The 23,381-nt window shown below is 55.9% G+C and carries 24 protein-coding genes and 2 pseudogenes; 17 read left to right on the top strand and 9 right to left on the bottom strand.

Annotated features, from left to right (window positions below):
* Positions 1 to 40: 40 nt before the first annotated feature.
* From HKK54_RS27475 to HKK54_RS27450, 6 genes are all read left to right on the top strand, one after another.
* A complete protein-coding gene (locus HKK54_RS27475; protein ID WP_003217650.1) occupies positions 41 to 286 on the top strand; it encodes a 4Fe-4S dicluster domain-containing protein in 246 nt (81 codons plus the stop codon).
* A gap of 122 nt (positions 287 to 408) precedes the next feature.
* The gene (locus tag HKK54_RS27470; protein ID WP_169388506.1) at positions 409 to 1,815 is read left to right on the top strand and encodes an ABC transporter substrate-binding protein; all 1,407 of its coding nucleotides are present in this window, start codon (positions 409 to 411) and stop codon (positions 1,813 to 1,815) included.
* Between the two features lie 12 nt (positions 1,816 to 1,827).
* The gene (locus tag HKK54_RS27465; protein ID WP_010171047.1) at positions 1,828 to 2,610 is read left to right on the top strand and encodes an ABC transporter permease; all 783 of its coding nucleotides are present in this window, start codon (positions 1,828 to 1,830) and stop codon (positions 2,608 to 2,610) included.
* Positions 2,610 to 3,449, top strand: coding sequence for an ABC transporter ATP-binding protein (locus HKK54_RS27460; protein ID WP_010171045.1), 840 nt, complete (start codon positions 2,610 to 2,612; stop codon positions 3,447 to 3,449). The genes HKK54_RS27465 and HKK54_RS27460 overlap by 1 nt, the downstream gene beginning before the upstream one ends.
* On the top strand, positions 3,446 to 4,399 hold the full coding sequence (locus HKK54_RS27455) for a HEAT repeat domain-containing protein (protein ID WP_169388505.1): 954 nt from the start codon (positions 3,446 to 3,448) through the stop codon (positions 4,397 to 4,399). The genes HKK54_RS27460 and HKK54_RS27455 overlap by 4 nt, the downstream gene beginning before the upstream one ends.
* Entirely contained in the window at positions 4,396 to 4,686 is a 291-nt protein-coding gene (locus tag HKK54_RS27450; protein ID WP_169388504.1) for a DUF971 domain-containing protein, read from the top strand. The genes HKK54_RS27455 and HKK54_RS27450 overlap by 4 nt, the downstream gene beginning before the upstream one ends.
* Positions 4,687 to 4,689: 3 nt before the next feature.
* On the opposite strand, the gene HKK54_RS27445 is transcribed toward HKK54_RS27450, so the two are convergent.
* The gene (locus tag HKK54_RS27445) at positions 4,690 to 5,892 is read right to left on the bottom strand and encodes a multidrug effflux MFS transporter (protein ID WP_169388503.1); all 1,203 of its coding nucleotides are present in this window, start codon (positions 5,890 to 5,892) and stop codon (positions 4,690 to 4,692) included.
* Between the two features lie 82 nt (positions 5,893 to 5,974).
* Entirely contained in the window at positions 5,975 to 6,346 is a 372-nt protein-coding gene (locus tag HKK54_RS27440; protein ID WP_010171037.1) for a winged helix-turn-helix transcriptional regulator, read from the bottom strand.
* Between the two features lie 103 nt (positions 6,347 to 6,449).
* Here HKK54_RS27440 and HKK54_RS27435 point away from each other — a divergent pair, with 103 nt between their 5' ends.
* Positions 6,450 to 7,187: an SDR family NAD(P)-dependent oxidoreductase gene (locus HKK54_RS27435; RefSeq protein ID WP_169388502.1), complete on the top strand. Its 738-nt coding sequence runs from the start codon at positions 6,450 to 6,452 to the stop codon at positions 7,185 to 7,187.
* Between the two features lie 67 nt (positions 7,188 to 7,254).
* Here HKK54_RS27435 and HKK54_RS27430 read toward each other — a convergent pair whose 3' ends face one another.
* Positions 7,255 to 7,614: a winged helix-turn-helix transcriptional regulator gene (locus tag HKK54_RS27430; protein WP_169388501.1), complete on the bottom strand. Its 360-nt coding sequence runs from the start codon at positions 7,612 to 7,614 to the stop codon at positions 7,255 to 7,257.
* Between the two features lie 102 nt (positions 7,615 to 7,716).
* Between HKK54_RS27430 and HKK54_RS27425 the strand changes: the two genes are divergently transcribed.
* From HKK54_RS27425 to HKK54_RS27415, 3 genes are all read left to right on the top strand, one after another.
* Positions 7,717 to 8,466, top strand: coding sequence for an SDR family NAD(P)-dependent oxidoreductase (locus tag HKK54_RS27425; protein ID WP_010171031.1), 750 nt, complete (start codon positions 7,717 to 7,719; stop codon positions 8,464 to 8,466).
* A gap of 534 nt (positions 8,467 to 9,000) precedes the next feature.
* Positions 9,001 to 10,215 carry a hypothetical protein gene (locus HKK54_RS27420; protein ID WP_169388500.1) on the top strand — a complete coding sequence of 405 codons (1,215 nt, stop codon included), beginning with the start codon at positions 9,001 to 9,003 and terminating at the stop codon, positions 10,213 to 10,215.
* A 334-nt stretch (positions 10,216 to 10,549) separates the two neighbouring features.
* Positions 10,550 to 11,830 carry a tyrosine-type recombinase/integrase gene (locus HKK54_RS27415; protein ID WP_169388499.1) on the top strand — a complete coding sequence of 427 codons (1,281 nt, stop codon included), beginning with the start codon at positions 10,550 to 10,552 and terminating at the stop codon, positions 11,828 to 11,830.
* Between the two features lie 70 nt (positions 11,831 to 11,900).
* On the opposite strand, the pseudogene HKK54_RS27410 reads toward HKK54_RS27415, so the two are convergent.
* From HKK54_RS27410 to HKK54_RS27390, 5 genes and pseudogenes are all read right to left on the bottom strand, one after another.
* A pseudogene (locus tag HKK54_RS27410) lies at positions 11,901 to 12,161 on the bottom strand (transposase); the annotation flags it as partial.
* A gap of 185 nt (positions 12,162 to 12,346) precedes the next feature.
* Positions 12,347 to 12,511, bottom strand: a pseudogene (locus HKK54_RS27405) (transposase domain-containing protein); the annotation flags it as partial.
* Positions 12,512 to 12,560: 49 nt separating this feature from the next.
* The gene (parS, locus tag HKK54_RS27400) at positions 12,561 to 12,917 is read right to left on the bottom strand and encodes a type II RES/Xre toxin-antitoxin system antitoxin (protein WP_272903155.1); all 357 of its coding nucleotides are present in this window, start codon (positions 12,915 to 12,917) and stop codon (positions 12,561 to 12,563) included.
* Between the two features lie 619 nt (positions 12,918 to 13,536).
* The gene (locus tag HKK54_RS27395) at positions 13,537 to 14,301 is read right to left on the bottom strand and encodes an SIR2 family NAD-dependent protein deacylase (RefSeq protein WP_169388497.1); all 765 of its coding nucleotides are present in this window, start codon (positions 14,299 to 14,301) and stop codon (positions 13,537 to 13,539) included.
* Between the two features lie 584 nt (positions 14,302 to 14,885).
* Entirely contained in the window at positions 14,886 to 15,158 is a 273-nt protein-coding gene (locus HKK54_RS27390; protein ID WP_169388496.1) for a helix-turn-helix domain-containing protein, read from the bottom strand.
* Positions 15,159 to 15,350: 192 nt separating this feature from the next.
* On the opposite strand from HKK54_RS27390, the gene HKK54_RS27385 reads away from it, so the two are divergent.
* From HKK54_RS27385 to HKK54_RS27365, 5 genes are all read left to right on the top strand, one after another.
* Positions 15,351 to 15,821, top strand: coding sequence for a hypothetical protein (locus tag HKK54_RS27385; protein WP_169388495.1), 471 nt, complete (start codon positions 15,351 to 15,353; stop codon positions 15,819 to 15,821).
* A gap of 55 nt (positions 15,822 to 15,876) precedes the next feature.
* Positions 15,877 to 16,155, top strand: coding sequence for an SDR family oxidoreductase (locus tag HKK54_RS27380; RefSeq protein WP_169388494.1), 279 nt, complete (start codon positions 15,877 to 15,879; stop codon positions 16,153 to 16,155).
* Positions 16,156 to 16,397: 242 nt separating this feature from the next.
* Positions 16,398 to 17,765 carry an MFS transporter gene (locus HKK54_RS27375; RefSeq protein WP_237151008.1) on the top strand — a complete coding sequence of 456 codons (1,368 nt, stop codon included), beginning with the start codon at positions 16,398 to 16,400 and terminating at the stop codon, positions 17,763 to 17,765.
* A 25-nt stretch (positions 17,766 to 17,790) separates the two neighbouring features.
* On the top strand, positions 17,791 to 18,543 hold the full coding sequence (locus tag HKK54_RS27370) for a maleate cis-trans isomerase family protein (RefSeq protein WP_169388493.1): 753 nt from the start codon (positions 17,791 to 17,793) through the stop codon (positions 18,541 to 18,543).
* Positions 18,544 to 18,600: 57 nt separating this feature from the next.
* Complete coding sequence (locus HKK54_RS27365) at positions 18,601 to 19,485, top strand: LysR family transcriptional regulator (RefSeq protein WP_169388492.1); 885 nt, start codon at positions 18,601 to 18,603, stop codon at positions 19,483 to 19,485.
* A 72-nt stretch (positions 19,486 to 19,557) separates the two neighbouring features.
* On the opposite strand, the gene HKK54_RS27360 is transcribed toward HKK54_RS27365, so the two are convergent.
* Complete coding sequence (locus tag HKK54_RS27360; RefSeq protein WP_169388491.1) at positions 19,558 to 21,156, bottom strand: argininosuccinate lyase; 1,599 nt, start codon at positions 21,154 to 21,156, stop codon at positions 19,558 to 19,560.
* Between the two features lie 286 nt (positions 21,157 to 21,442).
* Between HKK54_RS27360 and HKK54_RS27355 the strand changes: the two genes are divergently transcribed.
* Together HKK54_RS27355 and HKK54_RS27350 are read left to right on the top strand one after the other, a co-directional pair.
* Entirely contained in the window at positions 21,443 to 22,066 is a 624-nt protein-coding gene (locus tag HKK54_RS27355; protein ID WP_169388490.1) for a YbhB/YbcL family Raf kinase inhibitor-like protein, read from the top strand.
* Positions 22,067 to 22,100: 34 nt separating this feature from the next.
* Positions 22,101 to 22,955: a helix-turn-helix transcriptional regulator gene (locus HKK54_RS27350; protein ID WP_169388489.1), complete on the top strand. Its 855-nt coding sequence runs from the start codon at positions 22,101 to 22,103 to the stop codon at positions 22,953 to 22,955.
* Positions 22,956 to 23,381: the final 426 nt, after the last annotated feature.

Raw genomic sequence — 23,381 nt, 5'->3', positions numbered from 1 at the left:
ATGTGCCTCCCCAAGCTCGCTCACCACAGGACACCGTGAAATGGCCTATCAGCCCCAGGAAATATTCTTCCGCTCCAACGCCCCGGTGACGGTGGATGAAGACAAGTGCATCGCCGAAAAAGGCTGCACGGTCTGCGTCGACGTGTGCCCGATGGACCTGTTGGCGATCAACCCGGCAACGCAGAAAGCGTACATGGCGTTCGATGAGTGCTGGTACTGCATGCCCTGCGAAAAAGATTGCCCCACCGGTGCAGTCAAGGTCGAGATCCCGTACCTGCTGCGCTGAGGTCTGCCGCAAAAGCCATCCGCCAACCCCGGACGCCGCCCGAGCAACACCCCCTCGTTTCCCACCACGCCAGACCGTGGCGGAGACGACTCTTTTAACCATGATTCGAGGGGAAATACCCAATGTTATTGCGCGCAACGTTGGCCGGCCTGGTGCTGGCTTCCTTGAGCCTTTCGGCTCAGGCACAAACGATCCGGGTGGCCATCGGCACCCAGGACACCACCATCAACTGCGCGGCCGGCGGCTTGCTGATCCGCGAACTGGGGCTGTTGGACAAGTACCTGCCACACGACGGCAAGTACAAGGACGCCACCTACGACGTCCAGTGGAAAAACTTCACCAGTGGCGCGCCGCTGACCAATGAAATGGTCGCCGGCAAACTGGACTTTGGCGCAATGGCCGACTTCCCCGGCGCCTTCAACGGCGTGGCGTTTGAGGCCGCGGGCAAGCACAGCCTGTTTATCAGCGTGCTGTCGGGCAATATCAAGGGCAGCGGCAACGGCATCGTGGTGCCGGTCGCTTCCAGCGCCCAGTCGTTGGCGGACCTCAAGGGCAAGACGATTTCCGTGCCGTTCGCCTCGACGGCCCATGGCATGTTGCTGCGCGCCGTAGCGGCCCAGGGTTGGGACCCGCTCAAGGACGTCAACATCATTGCCCAGGCCCCTGAAGTGGCGGGCTCGGCGTTGCAGGCCAACAAGATCGACGCCCACGCCGACTTTGTGCCGTTTGGCGAGTTGTTCCCCAACCGTGGTTTCGCCCGCAAGATCTACGACGGTTCGCAATCCGACACCCCGACATTCCACGGCGCGCTGGTGGACGAGAACTACGCAAAACAGTACCCGGAAGTCGTCGTCGCCTACCTGCGTGCGAGTATCGAGGCCAATCAGTTGCTGGCCGCAGAGCCGGAGAAGTACAGCGAGCTGATCGAAAAAGTCACCGGCGTTGAAGCCGAGGTCAACTACCTGTTCCATGGCCCGCTGGGCGTGCAAACCCGCGACTTGAGCTGGAAGCCCGAGTACCGCCAGGCCGTCGGCACCGCCATCGACACCCTCAAGTTGCTGAGAAAGGCCGACCGTGGCCTGGACCTCACGACCTTTATCGATGACCAGTACATCCGCGCCGCGTTCAAGGCATCGGGCCTGGACTACCAGGCGCAATTGGGCAACTACGCCCAGTCGCCGCTGAAGGCCAACGATGCGCTGACTGGTGCGCCGATCACTGACTGGAAGCATGTCGCGCAAATCTGGGTCAAGGGTGAGCCCAAGGTGCGGGATTACGCATCGGCCGAGGCGGCATTCACCGCGCTGGACAGCCTCAACAAACAAGGCAAGGCCGTGCGGGCGGTGTATGCCCAGGCCGAGGACAGCGGCATCAAGTTGCTGGCGAGCCAGGCCTGGTTTGCAACCAACAAGCAAGGCCAGCTCAGTGCGTTCCTGCTCAAAGGCCAGGCGCAGCAGTTCGCCCAGGCCCAGGGCGGCAAGGTGTTCAACTTTACCGACGCCGGCGCGCAGGCCGTTGCCGGTCGCTGAGGGAGCGCGTTCATGACAAGCACCCCATGGCGCTGGCTGCCCAAGGCCGCTTCGCTGCTGTTGTGCCTGCTGTTCTGGCAGTTGGCGGCCAGCCTGCATTGGAACCTGGGCCTGGTGACCTTTGCCAATGTGCCCACGCCGGGTTCCGTGGTGCAGGCCGCCCTGGGCCTGGTGGACTCGGGCAAGCTCGCCCGGCACCTGAGTGCGAGCCTGACCCGGGTGTTTGAAGGTTACCTGGCGGCGGCAGTGGTGGGGATCGGCCTGGGCATCGCGATAGGCCGCTGGAAGTGGGCGGAAGACCTGCTGTTGCCGCCGCTGGAGGTGATCCGGCCGATTCCGGCGGTGGCCTGGATCCCGTTGGCGATCCTGATGTTTCCGTCGTCGGAGTTGTCGATGATCTTCATCACCTTCACCGGCGCGCTGTTTCCGGTGCTGCTCAATACCGTGCATGGCGTGGAAGGCGTCGACCCGCGCCTGATCGCCTCGGCGCGCAGCCTGGGGGCAGGGCGCCGGGCAATCCTGCTGGAGGTGATTGTGCCGGGCGCCGCGCCGAGCATCATCACTGGCCTGGCTATCGGCATGGGCACCTCCTGGTTCTGCCTGGTGACGGCGGAAATGATCTCCGGCCAGTACGGTATCGGCTATTACACCTGGGAGTCCTACACCATCCAGAACTATGCCGACATTGTCGTCGGCATGCTGTTGATCGGCGTGCTGGGCATGGGCAGCAGCCTGTTGGTCAAGCGCCTTGGCGCATTGTTCACTCCCTGGCATCGACCACGAGGTAAAGCCTGATGAGTCATCTTGAAGGCTGTGTCGACATACGCGGCTTGTCCATTGTCCTGGGCGAACAGCAGCAGGCGTTCGAGGCGGTAAAGGCCCTGGATTGCAGGATCGAACCGGGGCAGTTCGTGTGCATCCTCGGCCCGTCCGGGTGTGGCAAGTCGACCTTGCTCGGCGCGCTGGCCGGGCACCTCACCCCGAGCCTGGGCACCCTGGAAATGGATGGCCGGCCGGTGGTCGGGCCGTCACAGCAGCGCGGCATGGTGTTTCAGCAACACACGCTGTTCCCCTGGCGCTCGGTGCGCGAAAACGTCGCCTTCGGCCTGAAGATGCGCGGCGTGGGCAAGGCCGAGCGCCTCGCCGCCGCCGATGAAATCCTTGAGCTGGTGGGCCTCGAAGGCTTTGCCGAGCGTTGGCCAAACCAGCTGTCGGGCGGCATGCAGCAGCGGGTGGAAATTGCCCGGGTGCTGATCAACCGTCCCGGCCTGCTGTTGATGGACGAACCCTTCGGCGCGCTGGACGCCTTGACCCGCATGAAAATGCAGGCCTTGCTGCTCGACATCTGGACACGTATCCGCACCACCGTGGTGTTTGTCACCCATGACATCGACGAAGCGTTGTTCCTGGCCGATCGCATTCTGGTCATGAGCCCGCGTCCCGGGCGCATCATCGAAGACTTCCAGCTGACTTTCCCGAGACCCCGCAGCACCGAGCTGATGACCTCGCCGGAATTTACCCACCTCAAGCGCCATTGCCTGGAGCTGCTGCACCACGAAGATGGTCGCCAGTTGCCCCGGCTGAACCCGCTCGGGCTGCCCAACGATCACCCAAGACCGCGATTTGCCATATGACCTATGAAACCGAAAACCCCGACATCGAAGCCCTGCGCCCACGGCTGCAAGCGCCGGATGCCGGCATGCGCCGGATCGCCCTGATTGACCTGGCCGACCTCGAAGACCCCGACGGTCTGGTGTGGCTGGTGGACAGCCTGAGCAACGACCCGGCCACCGACGTGCGCGCCCAGGCCGCCAGCCTGCTGGAAGCCTGGGAAGAAGATGAGGTGGTCGAGGCGCTGTGCCGGGCACTGACCGACACCGAAGCGTCGGTACGTGACGCCGCTGCCCAGAGTTTGAGCGTGCTCAAGACAACGCAGGCGGGCCGGTTGTTATTGCCGTGGACCACTCACGCCGATGTCAGCGTACGCGCCGCGATATTCCGTGCCCTGCGCGAGTTGCGCCTGGAGGCCGCGGCGCCTTCGGCGTTGCTGGCGCTGAACGATGCCGATGCCGGCGTACGCCGTGAAGCAGTGGGTGTGCTCGGCTGGCTCAAACACCTGCCAGCCCTGGACGCATTGGCGACATTGGCCAGTAGCGACCCGGATACCGAAGTCCGCCGAGCTGCCACCGGCGCCCTCGGCCTTGCCAGCGATGAGCGTGTGCTGCCGGCACTGTATGAAGCGTTGCAGGACGCCACCTGGCAGGTGCGAGAAGAGGCGGCGACCACCCTGGGTAAAGTCGGTAGCGCCAGCGCCGGCGAGGCCTTGATCCACGCGCTGGCCGACGACTACTGGCAAGTGCGCCTGCGCGCCACCCGCAGCCTGGGGCGCTTGCGGTACACACCGGCGTTGCAGCCACTGATCCTGACGTTGGGGCACAGCATCAGCAACCTGCGCAAAGAAGCCGCCCTGGCGCTGGGCGAGTTGGGCGACCGGCAAGCCCTTGGCCCGTTGCGGGACGCTGCCGACGACGGCGACCCGGAAGTGCGCAAGGCCGTACGCATTGCCTTGGCCCAACTGCAATGAACAGCGCGCCTGAACGCATTGGCCGGGATGACGAAGGGCGCTTGAGGCTGGAGTGGCGCGAGGGCGTGCAATGGATCGACCATGCCCGCCTGCGCCGTGAATGCCCATGCTCACAGTGCCGGTCCTTTCGGCTGAAAGGCACGCCGCCACTGGTGTCGGACGGCGTGCGCGTGCTGGAAATTCATTCCCAGGGATATGGGGTGCAGTTGATCTTCAGTGATGGGCACCAACGGGGGATTTACCCGTGGGCTTATTTGGCCGGGTTGGGGGCGATCAAAATCACCTGAGCGCTATGAAGAGGTCCCAGCCAGGTGCGGTGGCAAACGGCGGAGCGTCCATAGCGTGGTGAAGAGTGCCGCCACGGCGCTCAGGGCGATGCCGATCAACATCGGTGCCGGCGTATGGTCGGCAAACACACCCACCACCGCCATGCACACGGCGGCGGTGATCATCTGGATCGCGCCCAGCAGTGCTGATGCAGAACCGGCCACGGCGCCGTGGTCTTCCAGGGACAACACCCCGGCTGCCGGCAGCAGCAGGCCGAGAAAACCAAAGCCGATAAACAGCAACACCATCATCAACGGCAGGCTATTGGCCCACAGGGTGGTGAGCGCCAGCAAGGTCATGACCGTTGCCACGCCCGTCACCGACCAGCGAATCAGCGGTGCCAGGCCGAAGCGTGCGCTCAAGCGCGCCGTGAGTTGGCTGAGGGCAAAAAACGACGCGGCGTTGAGGGCGAAGCACAGGCTGAATTGGGTCGGCGTAAGCCCGTAGTACTCGATGTAAACGAACGGCGCGCTGCCGATGAACACGAAGAAGGTCGCCAGGCCAAAACCGCCCACCACCGACAACCCGGTAAACACCGGGTCACGCAGCAGCGCGCCGTAGCTGCCGAACGCATTGCCCAGGGTCTTGCCCAGGCGCCGTTCGGCGGGATGGGTTTCCGGCAGTTGCACGGCGGTCATGATCAGGCACAGCACCGCGGCCACGGCCAGCGCCCAAAACACTTCGCGCCAGCTCCACACTGCGATCACCAGGCTGCCGGCCAGCGGTGCGAGGATCGGTGAAATACTCACCACCAGCATCAGCAACGCCATCAACCGGGCGGCTTCATGGCCGGTGTACAGGTCACGGACAACCGCCCGGGGAATCACCATCCCGGCGCAGGCGCCAAAGGCCTGCAAGGCCCGGAAGCCAATCAGCACTTCGATGTTTGGCGCCAGGGCGCAGCCAATACTGCCCACGATGAAAATCACCAGGCCGGCATAGATCGGCGGCTTGCGCCCGAACACGTCGCTGATCGGCCCGTAAAACAACTGGCACACGCCGATGATCATGAAGAACACCGTGAGGCTCATCTGCACCGCAGCTGGCGAGGCGTGCAGGCTGGCGCCCAGCGTCGGTAAGGCCGGCAGGTAGCTGTCGATGGCAAAGGGGCCGACGGCGGTGATCAACCCCAGCAACAGGGCGAGGTGGGCGATACTTCTAGGCATGGAGGTTCCGGGCGGCATCAAAAGAGCGGCAAGCTTAAGTAGCGCGGCCCGGGTATACAAGCAGGTACGGCAGAGTAACCGGCTAGGTGTTGCGCAGGTCCTCGTCCTGCCACTTAAGCGACAAGTCGCGCATTTGCTGCATGAACTCGCGCATGTCGTGCAGGCGCGCGGTGGGGTAATACGTGACTTCGGGGGATTTGCTCGATGTGGCCCTGCGGACCAACAGCCCGCGCTCTTCGAGTGAGCGCAAACGCACAGTCAACACCCGCGCAGAGATGCCTTCAACCCGGCGCCGCAGAGCGCCAAACCGGGTAGGGCCGTCGGCCGTCAGTACCAGCAGGATATGCAAAGTCCACGGCGCGGTAATCAGCTCCAGCAGCACCCTCATTGCACACCGTTGGGCCTCGGATTCGCCCGTTTCGCAGGGTGTTTTTTCGATTTGGATCGATGACATCGGCATGACTCCAGGGCACCCGGTTACTTGAAAGTGCCTACTTACAATGATTTTTCGGGCGACTTACTGTGAACGCATTCGAGTGACATTCAGAGGATTCGTCATGGGCCGTTTAGTCAATAGAGTAGCCATTGTAACGGGTGCATCCAAGGGTATCGGCGCGGCGATCGCCGTCTTGTTCGCCGCTGAAGGAGCCTCGGTTGTCGTCAATTATTCCAGCAGCCAGAGCGGTGCGCAGGCCGTGGTCGCGCAGATCCATGCGTCGGGTGGCAAGGCGATTGCGGTCAAGGGCGACGTGTCCGTTGTTGCCCAGGCCGTCGGGATCGTCGAGGCGGCCGTTTCAACCTTTGGGCGGCTGGATATCCTCGTCAACAACGCCGGCGTTTATGAGTTCGCGCCACTGGCCGGGATCACCGAAGGGCACTTTCATAAGGTGTTCAACATCAACGTGCTGGGCCCGCTGCTGATGACGCAAGCTGCCGCGAAGTATCTGGGGGAGGGCAGCAGTGTGATTAACATCGGTTCCAATGTCACTCACATGAAACCCCCCACGTCTGCGGTGTACACCGCGAGCAAAAGCGCATTGGAGGGCATCAGCGGCGTACTGGCCAAGGAGTTGGGTGGGCAACGAATACGGGTTAACACGCTCAACCCCGGCCCGACACGTACCGATGGCACGCGGAGCATGATGGAAAGCGAGATGAGCCAGGTACTGATCGACCAGACGCCATTGGGCCGGATGGGGTTGCCCGAGGATCTTGCGAAAGCGGCGTTGTTCCTGGCATCGGATGAGTCGGGCTGGGTTACCGGCGATGTACTGGTGGTCAGTGGGGGGCTGTAAGGCCGCTCGAAGGGTGATAACTCAACTAAATATCCATTTAGTTGAGTTGGGTATCAGGGGCAGGGGATCAGGGTTGGGCGAGGGCAGACGTGCGTCGTTCAGCAATGCGCTCCACCGTTTGCATATGTTCCGTGCCCCACTGGCACAGCGCACCCAGCGCTGTGGCCAGGGATTGCCCGAAGGGCGTCAGGGAATACTCGACTTTGGGCGGTATTTCGTGGAAATCAACGCGTTCAATGATCTCGTCACGCTCCAGTTCCTTGAGTTGCTGGATCAGCACCTTATCGGTGACACCGCCAACTGCGCGCCTTAATTCGCCATATCGGTGAACATTCTGCGCCAGGTTGAACAGAACGAGCGGCTTCCATTTGCCACCAATCACCGCCAGAGCGGCTTCGAGACCACAGTTGAAAGAGTTGTTGGCCATGGTTGTGCAGGCTCCGGAGGGTACTTACTAAAAGGTGCATACTATTCAAAAGAATAGCGCAGTTCTACAGTTGGGCCTCAACGTTATTCTTTGGAGTTAATCATGAGCAGGCTCAACGGGAAAATTGCGGTGGTGACCGGCGGCAACAGCGGCATCGGCTTGGCAACGGCCATTCGCTTTGCGGCTGAGGGCGCGCAGGTGGTGATCGTCGGACGGCGGCAGGAAGAACTGGATAAAGCGCTGCAGCTGATCGGACCTGATGCTGTCGCTATCCGAGGTGACATTTCAAATCTGGAGGATCTGGAGCGAATCTTCGCTCAGGTGAAAGCCACCAAAGGTCGGGTTGACGTGCTGTTTGCCAATGCTGGCCTGGGGGATTTCCAGCCGATCGGATCGATCACCGAGGAATCGTTTGACCGTACCTTCGGCATCAACGTCAAAGGCACGCTGTTCACCGTGCAAAAAGCCTTGCCACTGATGAGTGCTGGCAGCTCAGTCATCCTGACCGGTTCGACCACAGGAACCATGGGAACACCGGCTTTCAGCGTCTACAGCGCCACAAAAGCAGCGCTGCGTAACTTCGCAAGGAGCTGGGCGCTTGACCTGAAAGGCACGGGCATTCGTGTCAACGTACTTTCGCCCGGACCGATCGCGACACCAGGCCTGGACCTGGCGCTTTCGGGTACCGGTCAAAAGGATGCGATCGTTGACAGCATGGTTGAACAGTTGCCGCTGGGACGCATCGGTCAGCCGGAAGAAGTTGCGGCGGCGGCGTTGTTCCTGGCGTCGGATGAAAGCAGCTTCATGACCGGCAGTGAAATGTTTGTGGACGGTGGGTTTGCACAAGTCTGAGACGCAGCGTTTTGAGGGGCGGTGCCTGTTGAAATCTGACTGGCACTGCCCCTGATAACGAATCATATGATTACGCATAATGTATATTATGTTAAATCACGTATCTTGTTAGAGATTAACTTGCTGTACCCCTACATGCCGCTCTCGCTGTGGCGGTTATCAAAAAAAGATAATTCGTGAATTTAAAAATCGTATCGTGAAATCATAAGCTTAGCCTCACGCCCTGCTAGCTCGGCATCGTCACGATAAGTCATTGAGGCGAAAAACCAGTCTCTCACTCGGTACCTGAAGCTCTGATAACGATGATCTCTTCTTTTGAGTGTGCCCTTAAAGGTCGAGAAATCAAACGGTTGCAAAACGTTTATAGCTTAAAGATTTTGACTGATTATGTGAAAAGCCTTAAGAAACAATGACGTATTTAGTACTGAAGACTTTAAAAATAATGCTCGAATTCGGATTGTCACTAATTACGACCCAAATCAAAGGCTTGCTGATGGGAATATTTTTTAAAAAAAATAATCTCAAAATCTCCTGATGATCTCCTACCCTTATCAAAACATTGGTCGAGAGATAATCATCATGAGCTTGCCTCATCCACTCTTTTCAGCCGCGGCTAGTATTGGTTTATGTGAGGTTGATTATTACCGAGAGCATCCAGGAGTAGAGAGTTATTTAGCTGGATTTGACTCAAGCCTAAATACTTTCAAGTACGCGAATCTGGCGCGAGAATTCATTGCTGGAAGTGTCGGCTCGCATAGTGATGGAGAGAATCTTTCAGGTTTTGGATCTGCGAGAGGTATTACAGAGCGTTTATTACTCTGGTCATGGATCATAAAAGGAAAGTCGGTAGAAGCGATAGGCAAGGAAGAATTTCAAGAGTTTCTAGAGTTCAACTCATTGCCCCCTTTCGAATGGGTAGGCGACGCCGCACGTCGACGATTCGATTGGATTGATGGAGTTGGCTACATCGCTAACCCGGCTTGGCGCCCATTTTCCAAGCCTGCCAATGAAACCGGCATGCGTACAATGAGTATGTTTAGGCTCATAGTCTCCTGTTGCATGTCTTTCTATGATTACCTCATCCGCAAAGGAGTTTGCCAGTTTAACCCGGCACGAAATGTCGAAAGGCTCCCTCTTCAAACCTTAAGTGTCGAATCTAGGTCCATTGACCGCGGGCTGACGGTCTGGCATGTGGATCAAGTTTTAAGAGTTGGCGCAAATCTGGGCTGCGGTCGCCATGAGCGAGCCTTATTCATAGTGGCCATGATGAGATATCTTTTAGTGCCGATCCGGTGGATTGCGAAAGACATTAGGAGAACTCCTTCATTTAACCTTTTAAAACATACTACCTGCGGTGTTCAGTATTTGGTTGACGGTCTACGGGGCGTCGAAGCAGTGAGCGCCCCAAGCGTATTCATCTCATATCTTGAAAGGTATCGGGCAAGTCGTGGCCTGCCTAAGGAGGCTCCCGACGATGAGGATGAGCCGTTGCTGGTGACCTCACATGGTCGTTCTGGTTTGACGCAACGTCAAATCAGAAACCTTGTCAATGAGATTGTGCTGGTAACGGTTCAACAGCTGGAAGTTGAAGGGGTGGATAATCAGGAAATAATTTCTCTGAAGAAATCGTGTTTGGACTCTATACGAATTGCTAGCATAAGTGGGAGTCTTCAAGAGTACGGTATTTACGAAACTCAAAAAAAGTTAGGCTCCGAAATATTCAGTTCGATTTTGCGTAAAGGCATCTGAAAAAAGACCGTTCGGTCCGAGACGGAACAGTAGCTATGCGAGCCGGACGCTCTGGCATTGAGGTATCAGGGGTTTCAGGGGGTTCATATTCTCGTGCTCATCACGCGCCCGTTGTCATAATCCACGTTAAAACTTCTCAGCTCATGATGTGCCTTTCTGGTGTTGCTGAACAACCTCTGCATGCCGCAGCGGTGGGTTCTTCAGCGCTTGTTGCGTGTTGGAGATCTAATCGCTAACATCGGTCGATTGAAGCAATCCTCGCAGATTAGCTGCCAACTTCCGATTACTGTCATAACTGGAAGTCTTTAACGTATCATTAGAACGGCTGTCACCCATGGCTCGCGCACCCAAACCTTTGTTCGAAACTTATGATATTTTTATCGAGCAAGACTTCAGCATTCATGCACCCACACTGGACTGCGTCAAAACTTATCTTGGCGAGTTTGAATCTGAACTGGAGGTCGCACGCGGTTACGCTGCAGTACGTTCATTTCTGCGTGCTTTTTCGGATAACGCACAAACGTTTAACTCGTACAGAAGCCACGTTGAGCGATTGCTGCTGTGGTCACTGCTCGTTAAAGGCAAACCGCTGAATCGGCTTAAACGACAGGATGCACAAGACTATTTGGATTTTTGCAGGAATCCACCTGGCGACTGGATAGGTCCGGTGACGCGAAGCCGTTTCGTGACCAATCCCGAGGCAACGGGACCCTTGGATGCGTACTTGCCTAACCCTAAGTGGCTACCTTTTAATCTTAAGTCGCGAAAAAATGACAGTGCAGAACATGTTGCCGAACAGCAATACCATGCTGCCAATGGCACTTTGAATCAGGTTTATACTGTGTGTAGTCGATTCTATGAATACTTGGTTGAAGATGGATTCTCCGAAACCAATCCATTTAGATTGTTAAAAAAAGGCAATCGGTTTTCCGGGCAGGAGTTTGAACTCTCATCCTCTCGCGCACTTACTCCATTGCAATGGGACTATGTGTTAGACACCGCTGAAAACATGGCGGACATAGAGCCATTGCGGCACGAACGCACTTTATTTATTCTAGCCACGCTCTTTGCTATGTACCTTCGCGTGTCCGATCTCGCAGGCAGAAAGAACTGGAAACCGACCATGGGCGATTTCCGTTTAGATGCTGAGGGAAACTGGTGGTATCACACTGTTGGCAAAGGCAACAAGGCGGCAAAGATTGCTGTGCGGGATGTATACGTAGAACGCTACCTTAAGCGCTATCGACGATTTCTGGGATTGCCAGAGTTGCCTGCTAAAGACGAAAGCACGCCTCTGATCAAAACACTCAATGGCCGTGCGGGTTTGTCAGATCGACAGATCCGCGCCCTCCTCCAAGCCGTTTTTGATAAGGCAACGGACAATATGCGTAACGAGGGTCGAGCCCTTCATGAGTTGGAAAGTCTGCGTTGCGCTTCGGCTCATTGGCTACGGCACACCTCCGCCACCTTTGATGCCCCTTTGCGCAATCCAAAAGACCTGCAGGAAGACTTACGTCACAGCAATCTCAGCACCACTCAGAACACTTACTATCACTCTCATGACCAAGAACGGGCGCACTCTGTTAAACGTATCGGCATGCGGGATCGCGGCTGAGTTGGCACGATATGCGTAAACGGGCGGAGGACACATCTTGCGTTTTATCGTCGTGAGTTTCGACCCTGGGTTTTAGTATTGATTTCTCTCGCTGAAGCCGAGCGATCCGGGCTTCCAGTTCCTGAATTTTCTGCTGCTCTGGGGTCAGCGCCTTGCTCTGCGGAGTGACGCCTTTATGTTCTTCCTGAACCTGGTCAACCCACCGGCGCAGCGCTGACTCACCAACGCCGAGTGAGCGGCGGGCTTCGATGTAGCTGTAGTTTTGCTTGAGCACGAGGTCGGCAGCCTCGCGTTTGAATTCAGCCGTAAAGGAGCGGCGTTGTTTGGTCATCTGACACCTGGATCTAGCGAGCATTCTCGACTAAATGGGTGCCCGGTTTCATTAGACCACTACAATTTTCGGTTAATATTTTCTGAGTGCTCGGCGCACATTTTAAGAAAATCTTGGCGCGGTTAAGAAAATCTAGCCAACGACAGGGGAAAAAATGGGAAATCTAGTGGGTTACGCCCATTAGATCAATGCGATGGAGCTACCCACTGGTGCGGCAGCAACTGTCCAATTTCACTGGCCCTCTGTGTCGGCAACCGCGTAAGTACATCCTTGAGATAGCCATACGGGTCATGCCCGATCATGCGTGCCGACTGAATCAGGCTCATGATTGCCGCAGCCCGTTTTCTGCTGTCACGCACCGACGGCTTATAGCTGCTCTCGTAGTCGATACGGATGCAATTATACTATGCCTCCAGAGCCCAAAGCACGGAGTGCCCGGCGGACTTGCCGAGCACCAATTTCAGTCTCGCACAGCATAATTGGTAAGCTACCGCCGATGGCTTTATTTGGTCTTGCCATCCATTGAGCCGCGGCATCTCTATTCTCAAAGACTTTTTCGGCCAGGTGTGAAACGGTAGCGATTCGATCCAGCCGCTCGGACGCGGCGGTACCAAGGGTTCGCTGCTCTCGTACTCTCTGTTCAAACGTTGCCATTGATATATTGAGGAGAACGGCCAAGGCGTGTTCTTGAAGGTTAAAAGTCCGGAGCATGGCTTGAAAAAGATGGGCGGGAAATCCGTTCTTGATTTGGAGCAATCGCTCTGAGTCCCTAAGTGCATAGCGAACGGAACTGAAGGCCCAAAATTCCTTGGCGCCTAAGATACGCAACCGTTCACTCCTTTTATTTCGGTGCTGTTCAGTTGAAAATCTCAACGGGTCTACTCCTCCAAGCCGGAATAGCAAGATTTTGATGATCCTATCATCAGGTTACGTCGACATTTTGTTAAAATACCCTCTTGCAAATGTCGAGAGTTTCCCTACCTACTGCCTGGAGTCACCAAAAAAGTCACCTCTGACAACCAAGCCAAGTTCTTCAGAGTTAGTTTGGTCACGTTCATCGAAAAGACTCTGTATGCGCCGCTCTTGCTTTATGTAAGCAATCGTTCCGAAGAAGCAGTTCTCACAGAGATGGAGCTCATACCGTTCGCCATCATGCTTTGTGCCAAAACCCCAGTGTGCGTGGAGAGTTGCGAACTGAAGTCCATCGATCTCCGATCGGGTTGAGCATCTACACACGTCGCACTTTACGTCGGTTACTACCTCTATCTCGACTCGCTCAATAATCTTCATCGCCCGCCTCAAGACTTACCGCCACTCGGTCGGTTTGGTTTACCATTTATAGAGCATCGTCAACTTAAATTGCTGCAGCGTTTGCCTAGAGAGGATCATTGATGGCTAGCAGTAGGAGAGGCAGTAACTTCGCTGCCGAGCCTACCAGCATCAACTCGTTCGGGTTACCCAGAGCCACATCTGATAAGTTCACATGGATGACCGTTGCACCTGCTGCCATAGCGATTTCGGGAATATCAGCCGCAGGGCGGACAACGCCTGAGGTGCCGACGGATATCAGGACGTCGCAGCTTTTTACTTCAGCAATCGCTGTTTTCCACGCTCCGTCTGGGAGGTCCTCCCCAAACCAAACTACCCCGGGCCGGAGCCGACCGTTGCAGCGCAGACAGCGAGGTGGTTGGATAAGCGCAAACTCATCAGAGATCGCCGTTTGCTCGTTTGTCAGATCCGCGGAACGCTTGCATGCGAAACAGATCGGTGTGGCCAAGCTTCCATGGAGGTGCAATACATTTCGAGAGCCGGCACGTTCATGCAAGTCGTCAATATTCTGAGTTACCACGAAGACACTTCGGCCTGAGTCAGCCAGGTGCGTAACCATGTGGTGTGCGGCGTTAGGTTTTGCTTGCTTCGCCTGATTGCGACGCCATAGGTACCAACCCCAAACCAAAGCCGGATTCTCTCGAAACGCGGTTGCCGTTTCGAGGCGCTGGGGATCATGCTTCGCCCATAGCCCCGTGAGCTTATCCCGGAAAGTGGGAATACCACTCTCTGCTGAAATACCGGCACCTGTGAAAAATACAACCTTTCGAGCCGCACGAAGAGCTTGTGTAGCCCTGCTCATGTCGTCCATCTGATCGGCCTCTGTTTACGTGCTGACGATTCATCGCGCATTTACGCGAATTCCCGATTTCGTTACCGACAAATACAGATGGAGCATAGGGACTAGGGCAGCGTAATGTATCGCTATCACTGCCCTCCTCTATTCGACCCCAGCCTTACGAGCGTTTTTGTTTAGCAATCGGCACCTAATGCTGCGTACCTTGCGCTAGCCCAAAGCAATCCGGCGCGTTCCATCACCTCAATCACCTGGGAAAAATTTTCCGCGGTTTTGAAATGATTATGCGGGCCTCCAGGTTGGTGTTTTCTTGCGGTGTAAGTCAGGGAATAGCCGCGTCAGCCATAGGCATTTCTGTGTAGAAGGGGCCGACTTAGACGTTGGAGGTTTTACGCATGTCTATGCTATTACCCTAAAATCGACAGCGGCGACCTGATTTTCGTCTGCTGAGTAAGCATTGTGCCCTATAGTGTTCATCTTTCAAATATCGAAATGCAAGCGGCATACGCAGACGAAAAGCGTTTTACTCCGCCCCGAGCTCGAAACACCGGAGGCTAAGCCTCTTGGCCGCCGGTGATTTCTCTTAGCTGGACCCAAAATCAGGACTCGATTTCTTTGATGACTTGCTTAAACAGGGAGGCAAGATCCGCTTCAGGCTCGAGAATCAAGAACATTTCAACTATAAGGGTCAACGGGTGGACCCCCGTACGTCTGGCAAGCTCTACTGCTTTTTCTAAGGTGACATTCTTAAGACCCCTTTCTAGGGTGCTCAGGTAGGTCCTGCTGCTGATACCGTGAAAATCTTCCTGAGTCAGACCTCGCCGTGCGCGCGCGTTACGCAACGCAATCCCGAAGGCTTCTTTGACTTCCATTACCGTTCCTCGCAAAAGGAACGATGAAGCCTTTTTGAGCACTATAGGACTACAATCTATAGTATTCATTTAGGTAGAATTAGTGTGTTCGTGTGATTCTCTGCCGTAATCCTCCCCGTACGCCATCCTTACGTCGGGCCAGTCCTTGCTGCTCACTTGAGCAGCCATAACTCACTTATCACGGTGCCTTGAGTGATTTTTGTTTTTGACGCAGCCCATCGAGAGGTTCGCACCTGGACTCATGGCGAAATCGAAGGTCCTTGCTTCATCGCTACCATCACGTCTATGCGCACGGGTGAGAAAAACCGAGCTGCTGTGATCGAATGCGCGTATGAATTGCAGCATTACCTTTCCGCGGTGAAAGACGTCGTGGTCGAGCATGTCCACATGATGTGTCCTCCGACGGTCAGCGGTCGAAGTGAATGGGCTCTTGAGAAGCTTGAGAGCATCGTTGTCTTTCAGGGGGTCGCAAATAACGCAAACGCGGTTGTTTATCGAACCGCCATCGCAAGCTACAAAGTCGGCGACCTAGATTTACGGAAAAAAAAGAGTTCACGGGTTTTGTATTCGCTTCAGCACCTCCAAAACCACACACCATCGCGTGGGCTGGAAAGGCTCCAGGGTGATGGCGGCGGACTCTACGGCCCCCTATGGCGGAAGTAGTCGATCTTAGGGCTGGCACTTCTTTCTGATATAGGCATCGCTGAGGAAGAGATCGATGATTGTTGACCAGCTATATGGTCAAGGAATTCAGCGATCGCCGAATCCGCGTCAACTCTGTCGCGCCGGGAGCTACCCGCGCGCGGATTGCGATGACGCCTATGAAAAGTACCCGGGGATTGCCGAACATATGGCCAGCATAACGGCGATGGGACGCTTGGGCGAAGCCGGCGATGTTGGCGTCGTGATCGCATCGTTACTTTCGGATGATTTTCGCTGGATTACGGGACAGAATATTGAGGCTTCCGGTGGTGTTGGATTGTCTTCCAACATTTGACATCGGCACATCAAAAGGGGGCTTTAGCAATCCGGTGTATTTCATTACCGACCATGCTCTGAAGACACGGTAAGAGCTAAGGCCACCTGCAGCAAAAATACTGGCTGTTTCACACACTCGGACTGCTCCGGCTGCCATCGCGAAGCGCGATGGCAAGCTCACAAATGCCTGATATACGCCTCCTCTCCCCCGCCACTACCATCACTACTTCATGAGCATTCGCACGGCAACGATCAACGGCTGTGGCGCATTTTCCCAAGAATAATAAAACCATCTTTGTGAGGCTTTTCATGAACAACCCCGCTTCCGGGTCTATGACCCATGCTTCAAGCGCCAAGCGCGGCCTGCCGCTGACCACTAACCAACGCTACGCCACATTGGGAGGCTCTTGGGCGGCGTGGCTGTTTGATGCACTGGACGCAACCATCTTCGGCTTCGTGCTGCTGGCGATTGCGACAACCTTCGCCGTGGGTTTGAGCGATGTTGTCTCCACGGTTGCATGGTTCCTGCTCGCCACGGGAATCGGCGGATTCTTCCTGGGAAACCTTTGCGACAAGATTGGGCGCAAGAGAACCATGATGCTGTCCGTGTTGGTATACGGCACCGGCACTTTCCTGTGCGGCTTTGCCGAAACCCTTTGGCAGCTTGATCTGTTTCGCTTTTGCGTCGGCATCGGTGTGGGTGGCTTGTGGTCAGCCGCGGCAGCACTGGTCTCGGAGATCTGGCCGCCTGCAGGTCGGGCCAAGGCCTTCGCGGTCATGCAAACCGGCTGGTCCGGCGGTGGCCTTCTTGCTGCGGTTTTCGCCTGGAACTTTCTCGACAGCAATAACCCGGACTCGTGGCGGATGCTGTTTATCTACGCTTCAATCCCGTCGTTCCTGACTCTGATATTCATTGGGTTGTTCGTCAAAGAGTCGCCGGTTTGGCTGGCCAACCGCGAGTTCATGCGCAATAACACCGACAAAGGCCGCCTCACAGAAATCTTCAGCACCAATTACCTGAAAACCACGCTGCTGGGCCTCAGCATTTCGGTACTCGGCATGTATGGCTATTGGATCATCACAACCTTCATGCCTGCCTACCTGCAGAACATATTGAACGTGCGCATCGACCAGGCACCGGTGTTCATTATCTGGATCGGCATCGGCGCCACGATAGGTTACCTGGCTTACGGCTACCTGGCGGAGAGCATCGGTCGGCGCCTGGCGTTCGCGACCTTCTTCGCCGGCATGGCGATCATGGTGCCCGTTTTCGCCTACTCGGCGACCTTGATGCCGTTGACGGACGGGAAGCTGACTTTCACCACCCAGAACGTCGTTACCCTGGGCTCACTGGCAGCGCTGCTGGGCTTTTTTACCGGTTATTTCAGCGGCTTCGGTGCTTGGTATGCCGAATTGTTCCCCACCAGCATTCGCGCAACGGCTTCGGGCTTTTGCTTCAACTTCGGCCGGATCGGCGCCATTGCCGGGATCAAGCTGGTACCGATCCTGATCCCGATTGTCGGCTTTACAGCGACCATTTCCCTCGCCTCCGTTGCTTACGTGATCGCCGCCATCATGGTGTTCACCTTGCAGGAAACCAAAGGCGTTCAACTCACCAGCGGCAATTGAATTGCACCACACAGAGAACACCTACATGAAAAGCTTACGTATCGGACAGATTGTTCCCAGCTCCAACACCACTATGGAAACCGAGATCCCGGCGATGCTGACCTCGCGTTACGGGCTCTTTCCCGAGGAGCGTTTCACCTTCCACTCGGCGCGTATGCGTATGATGCATGTCAGCCCCGAAGAGCTGAAAAAGATGGACATCGACAGCGACCGCTGTGCGCTGGAACTCAGCGATGCGCGGGTTGATGTAATGGCGTATGCCTGCCTTGTCGCAATCATGTGTCAGGGAGCCGGCTATCACAAAGTCTCCCAGGCCCGCCTGGGTAAAACGGTGGCCTCCAACCAATCGAACGCCCCCGTACTTAGTTCCGCCGGCGCGTTGATCGACAGCCTGAACCTGCTCGAGTACAAGAAAATTTCGATCATTACCCCGTACATGAAACCACTGACCCAACAAGTCATTGACTACATCGAAGCCGCTGGCATTGAGGTGGTCGACTCCATCAGCCTGGAGGTTTCCGACAACCTCGAGGTCGGCCGTCTGGACCCCATGAACCTGGTGGCCCATGCCGACCGGCTCAATATTGGCCAGGCCGACGGCGTGGTGCTGTCCTGCTGCGTGCAGATGCCTTCGCTGCCCGCCATTCAGGTGGTACAGGATCGTCTCGAGAAACCCGTGTTGTCTGCGTCGATCGCCACGGTTTACCAGATGCTCAAGACCCTCGGCCTGACGGCTCACGTACCGAATGCAGGCCACCTGTTGTCCGGAGCATTCTGAGTCGAGGCCTTGTGAGGTACGATAAACACCTTAGGCCTGGATGCCACGGTATCTCACATGAAACTTGATCCCGTCTCATTGCGACTCTTTGTCAGCGTTGTTGAAGAAGGCACCATCGCTGCCGCGGCTAAACGCGAGCATATCGCGGCGGCAGCGGTCAGCAAGCGGCTCAGCGAGCTGGAAGAGCTACTCGATTCAAAGTTGCTGGATCGTTCGAACAAAGGGATCACCCCAACGGATGCGGGCCTTTCCCTGTTGTTCATGGCCCGCAGCGCGCTGAACAACCTCAATGAAATCGTTGTACAAATGCGCGACTACTCCCACGGTCGTCGTGGCTCGGTGCATGTACTGGCCAACATCTCAGCCATCACCCAATTCATGCCGGCCAAAATCAAGTCATTCATGGACTTGTACCCGTTGATCAGCGTGAGCATGGAGGAGCGGCAAAGTCTGGCCATTACCAAGGCAGTTGCGGAAAACCGTGCCGATGTCGGCATATTCACCCGCTTGCCTCACGGTGCAGATATCGAAGTATTCCCGTTCCGTCACGACCGGCTGGTGCTCCTGGTTCCCAATGATCATCCGTTGGCCGTGCGCGATTGCGTCAGCTTCAGCGAAACCCTCGATCATGCTTATGTCGCACTGAGCAGTGGCACCCACCTCAACTTTCAACTGATCAAGGCAGCCAACGACCTGGGGCGCTCGTTGAAAATCCGCATGGAGGTGTCCAGCTACGATGCATTGTGCGGGATGGTTCAGGCAGGCGTCGGGATTGGCATCCTGCCCGAAGGCAGTATGAGCCTCTATAAAATCGATCGAGCGAAGATGGTCAGGCTGGATGAGGCATGGACATCCCGTGAGATCAGTGTGTGCGTGAGGTCCCGTGAAGCCTTGTCCGTTGCGGCAGGATTGTTTCTGGACCATTTGCTCGAAGGGCAATGAACGACCGGAAACAGCATTCGCTCAAACCGGCTGATGCCCTTCAAGGCATCGACCGGCACCTCATCTGCCGCGTTAACGGTGGGCGGAAAGCAGTTTGGAGAAGGCAGCGTTTAGTGTGTTATCCGCATCGAGAAGCCGTTGGCGATGTTGCTGCGCCCATTGTTGATCATTGCCTAGCGTGGTCTGCGCTTCGGCCAACATGCGCTTGACCTCGGCAGGCTGCGGTCCGCCGATGCCTATGCGGGTCGCAACCATATTCTGCGGCGATAATGTTGCGCGAAAACCGGCCTCATCCAGGGGCAAGTTATCGGTTTTCCAGTGATATTGCTGCGCTGCCTGGGTGTAAAGTTTCTGCGCTACGTCATAGGGGAACGTCTTGGGTAACAGCCCATGCGTACGAGCGTGTGTCACGATCAGCGAAGCGAAGCTGTGCCCAATGCGAAAAGGCACGCCGTATTGGCGCTCCAGCGTGTCCGCCAACTCCATTGAAGTAGTCCAGTCGTTCTCCAATTCTTCAAGCGAGCGCTTTGGGTCGATGGTCAACGCTTCCAGTACGCTGTCCATGTGCTTGAACATTTCCTCTGCGGCACCAAACACCCCCAAACTGTCGAAGGCATCCTTGTAGTCGGTCATACCCGTGGTGACATTGTGTGCCCTGATCGTCGTTGCCTGTGCGAGCCCCACCACATCGGACGCGGACTCACGGGTGCGCATCAAGAAACCAGGATTACGTTTTTGCGGCATTGCACTGCTGGTGTAGGTCGAGCCTTCATCCAGTAGCAACCAGGGCCGCGTCTGGTGGTATTGAGTATGGATATCGCCAATCATCGCGCCAATACGAATCGCCGAAGAAGACGCGATACCAGTGGCCTCCAGGGGAATGTCGTATGTTGATACCTGGCTGGAATCCAGTGAGTTTTCTCGCACGGCATCGAATCCCAACAACGTGGCCAGGCGTTCGCGGTTCAATGGCCATGCGGAGTTGGCCAATACGGCGGTGCCCATGGGGCTCTGGTTCAAACGCACATAGAGTTCATGAATACGCTGGGCATCTCGTTCAAACGCCGCCTCGTACGCCAGCAAATAATGCGCGTAGCTAATGGGCATGGCTTGAACACCATTGGTATAAGCGGGTACCAATGTGTCGATGTTATCCGCCGCAAGCTTGAGCAGGTGCGCCCGGGTGCTATTCATAGCCTCATTTAACGCCAGCACTTGAGCCCGTAGCGTCGCCAGGCGGAAGGTTGCGTACATGTCTTGCCGGCTTCGTCCCGAGTGAATCAGCGATGCCTCAGGGCCGATGTAGTCGACCATGATCTGTTCAATTTGAAGCACGTCGCTGGGCCGCTTGCCGCCTGGTTGCGCAGCCTGATCGATGACGTGCTGGACACCCGCGGCTATTTTTCCAGCCATCGGCGCCTTGACGATGCCCTCCTCGGCCAGCATCACAATAGACGCTTTGTTAATGCGATTGAGGCCGCTGAACTGATCTTCGTAAGCCCCACCACCTGGAGCCCGGTTGTAGACCGAGGCGCCAATTTTTCCAGCCTCGGCGGAGCATTCGGTTGTCGTAGTACAAGGAATTGATCCGGTGTTCGCAGCATTGGCGACAAAGGACACGAAGATCGCATAGCCGATGGCAACGTGTAACGCAGTTTTCGCAGGGGACATAGGACTCTCACTTATTATTATTGGACGTTCACGAACGCTGTCGCGAGGCGACGGTTGATGAGCGGCCGATAGTAGTAAGGGAGAATTGTCTCGTACATTAGGCGTTGACGAGCATGCCATCGTCGATGGCGATGGTGGTGCAGCCAGTTGAACAAGTTGACCGGATCGGTGCGGTTTATGATTGGGTGGGTCAACGCCGGAGTTCACTTCCACTCTAAAATCCCTCCACAGCTGCTGCTTCATAGCGGCTGCCCCCCCCCCCGATACACACCCATTAGGCCGAACCATGAAACTGAGCAGTAACGCATTTAATGACAACGCCCCCATCCCTGGGGAGCACGCGTTTGCTGTTCCTGACGCGCAAAGCCGCTACGCCCTGTCGACAAACCGCAACCCTCATCTAGCCTGGGCAGAGGTTCCGGAGCGCACTCAATCATTCGTGCTGATTTGCCACGATCCCGATGTACCTAGTGTGGGCGACGATGTGAATCAGGAAGGTAAATCGATTTCTGCATCCTTGCCGCGTGTAGATTTTTACCACTGGCTATTGATCGATATTCCTGCGAACCAGCGGGAAATTCCGGAAGGGAGCCATAGCGCGGCCATTACCCCGAGAGGCAAAAACGGCCCTCACACAACCGATGGACAGCGCCATGGGATCAATGACTACACAAGCTGGTTTGCCTCAGACCCGCAGATGTCCGGCGAGTACTATGGGTACGACGGCCCGTGCCCACCGTGGAACGATGAGCGACTGCACCGTTACGTGTTCACATTGTACGCTTTGGATGTACCGGAGCTTGCGATAAAAGGCCCGCTTAACGGCGCCAATATCCTTAAGGCCCTGCAAGGCCACGTACTGGCCAAGGTAAGCCTTACTGGCACCTACACGCTCAATATGAACCTGTGATTTTGCAGCCAACTTCAGGTACCACACACTCTCGATGGAGCGAATCAAACCTGTGACGACATCGCAACTGGACGACGCCCGTTGGCTACTGCCATCGGGTGCATCCCTGAAAGCTCAAGCGCTTTGTATGGTGGCCACGCCGCACCTGATGTGGCCTCAGCATGCTACTGACTTCCGTTTTTTTGAGGCAACGCTGCTGGTTGTGACATCGGGCCACTTAACACTGGCGAGAGGTGAAAGGACTTGGGAGTTGGCTGACTCTCACACGCTGATGGTCGTGGCAAAAAACTCAATCATGAATATTCAAAAAACACCCGACAAAAACAGTTCGGCGTTTAGCTCTCTTTTTTTGACGTTCGCCCCCGGCCTCATCACTGAGTTTCACCAACGCTATGGCCACAACGTCATGGCCGCACCCACGGTCGATGAATGCAAGACGACTGAACTGGACGATGATTTGAATGATGCGCTGCAATTTTGCATTCGAGGAATCAGCTCGCCGACCGTTTCAGAGTCGCAACAGACAACCCGGTTACTGGGGCTTCTGTTGGCGCTGCAAGAGCGGGGCATTGTATTTATTCGTCCTTCAACTCCTGGTCTGCCTGAGCAGTTGACTCAGTTACTAACCAAGGCACCGGAAAAACACTGGACGGCGGCACAAGTTAGTCGCGAGCTAGCCGTCAGTGAAGCTACCTTAAGGCGACGTCTCGCAACCGAAGGCATCAGCTTCAGTGCGATGCTGATTGAAGTGAGAATGCATCATGCAATGATGCTCTTACAAACGACGCATTTTAGTATTTCTCAAATAGCCGACGCTTGCGGCTATCGAGCGATTTCCAGGTTTTCAATGCGTTTTAAAAGTCGTTTTGGTTTCTCACCTAGAAGATAAGCGAAATCAGTTGTCACCAGTAGAGTTTGAAAAACGTTACGCAATCAGCTTGCAAGGTGTCTAGAAAATCCGGGGCGATTCACAGAGATGAGCTTGAACGTCCTCGCCTACAACCTGAAGCGGGTCAAGAAAACTCTCGGTACCAACGGCTTAATGAAGGCGCTGTCGGCCTAAAGATGTCTTTTTTGGTCACCCAGCAAGGTAGAAGCGACGCTAGGGGCTCCTAGGACCAAGTGATGACCACAGGACTTGTCGCGAGCAATTACTCAGCTACGCGCACGACAGTGCATAAGCGCGTATTTACACACTCTGAGCCGGAAGCGGGCATCACGATTCCGCTAGTGGAGCTATCGGCTAACGACCCTGCTCTCTAGCCACCTTTAAGTTGATATCTAGCCCGCACAAACATCGAGCACACGCGCCCGA

Source organism: Pseudomonas sp. ADAK13, from assembly GCF_012935715.1.
Taxonomy (GTDB): Bacteria; Pseudomonadota; Gammaproteobacteria; order Pseudomonadales; family Pseudomonadaceae; genus Aquipseudomonas.
The sequence above is the reverse complement of the archived record's forward strand: the minus strand, read 5'-3'. Positions and strand labels throughout refer to the sequence as shown.

Coding starts and splice junctions, on each gene's coding strand:
- HKK54_RS27455 (WP_169388505.1), top strand. CDS start 3,446: ATGACCTATGAAACCGAAAACCCCGACATCGAAGCCCTGCGCCCACGG.
- HKK54_RS27355 (WP_169388490.1), top strand. CDS start 21,443: ATGAAACTGAGCAGTAACGCATTTAATGACAACGCCCCCATCCCTGGG.
- HKK54_RS27475 (WP_003217650.1), top strand. CDS start 41: ATGGCCTATCAGCCCCAGGAAATATTCTTCCGCTCCAACGCCCCGGTG.
- HKK54_RS27445 (WP_169388503.1), bottom strand. CDS start 5,892: ATGCCTAGAAGTATCGCCCACCTCGCCCTGTTGCTGGGGTTGATCACC.
- HKK54_RS27430 (WP_169388501.1), bottom strand. CDS start 7,614: ATGGCCAACAACTCTTTCAACTGTGGTCTCGAAGCCGCTCTGGCGGTG.
- HKK54_RS27435 (WP_169388502.1), top strand. CDS start 6,450: ATGGGCCGTTTAGTCAATAGAGTAGCCATTGTAACGGGTGCATCCAAG.
- HKK54_RS27425 (WP_010171031.1), top strand. CDS start 7,717: ATGAGCAGGCTCAACGGGAAAATTGCGGTGGTGACCGGCGGCAACAGC.
- HKK54_RS27365 (WP_169388492.1), top strand. CDS start 18,601: ATGAAACTTGATCCCGTCTCATTGCGACTCTTTGTCAGCGTTGTTGAA.
- HKK54_RS27415 (WP_169388499.1), top strand. CDS start 10,550: ATGGCTCGCGCACCCAAACCTTTGTTCGAAACTTATGATATTTTTATC.
- HKK54_RS27350 (WP_169388489.1), top strand. CDS start 22,101: ATGGAGCGAATCAAACCTGTGACGACATCGCAACTGGACGACGCCCGT.
- HKK54_RS27395 (WP_169388497.1), bottom strand. CDS start 14,301: ATGGACGACATGAGCAGGGCTACACAAGCTCTTCGTGCGGCTCGAAAG.
- HKK54_RS27460 (WP_010171045.1), top strand. CDS start 2,610: ATGAGTCATCTTGAAGGCTGTGTCGACATACGCGGCTTGTCCATTGTC.
- HKK54_RS27470 (WP_169388506.1), top strand. CDS start 409: ATGTTATTGCGCGCAACGTTGGCCGGCCTGGTGCTGGCTTCCTTGAGC.
- HKK54_RS27360 (WP_169388491.1), bottom strand. CDS start 21,156: ATGTCCCCTGCGAAAACTGCGTTACACGTTGCCATCGGCTATGCGATC.
- HKK54_RS27380 (WP_169388494.1), top strand. CDS start 15,877: ATGATTGTTGACCAGCTATATGGTCAAGGAATTCAGCGATCGCCGAAT.
- HKK54_RS27420 (WP_169388500.1), top strand. CDS start 9,001: ATGATCTCCTACCCTTATCAAAACATTGGTCGAGAGATAATCATCATG.
- HKK54_RS27450 (WP_169388504.1), top strand. CDS start 4,396: ATGAACAGCGCGCCTGAACGCATTGGCCGGGATGACGAAGGGCGCTTG.
- HKK54_RS27440 (WP_010171037.1), bottom strand. CDS start 6,346: ATGTCATCGATCCAAATCGAAAAAACACCCTGCGAAACGGGCGAATCC.
- HKK54_RS27370 (WP_169388493.1), top strand. CDS start 17,791: ATGAAAAGCTTACGTATCGGACAGATTGTTCCCAGCTCCAACACCACT.
- HKK54_RS27465 (WP_010171047.1), top strand. CDS start 1,828: ATGACAAGCACCCCATGGCGCTGGCTGCCCAAGGCCGCTTCGCTGCTG.
- HKK54_RS27390 (WP_169388496.1), bottom strand. CDS start 15,158: ATGGAAGTCAAAGAAGCCTTCGGGATTGCGTTGCGTAACGCGCGCGCA.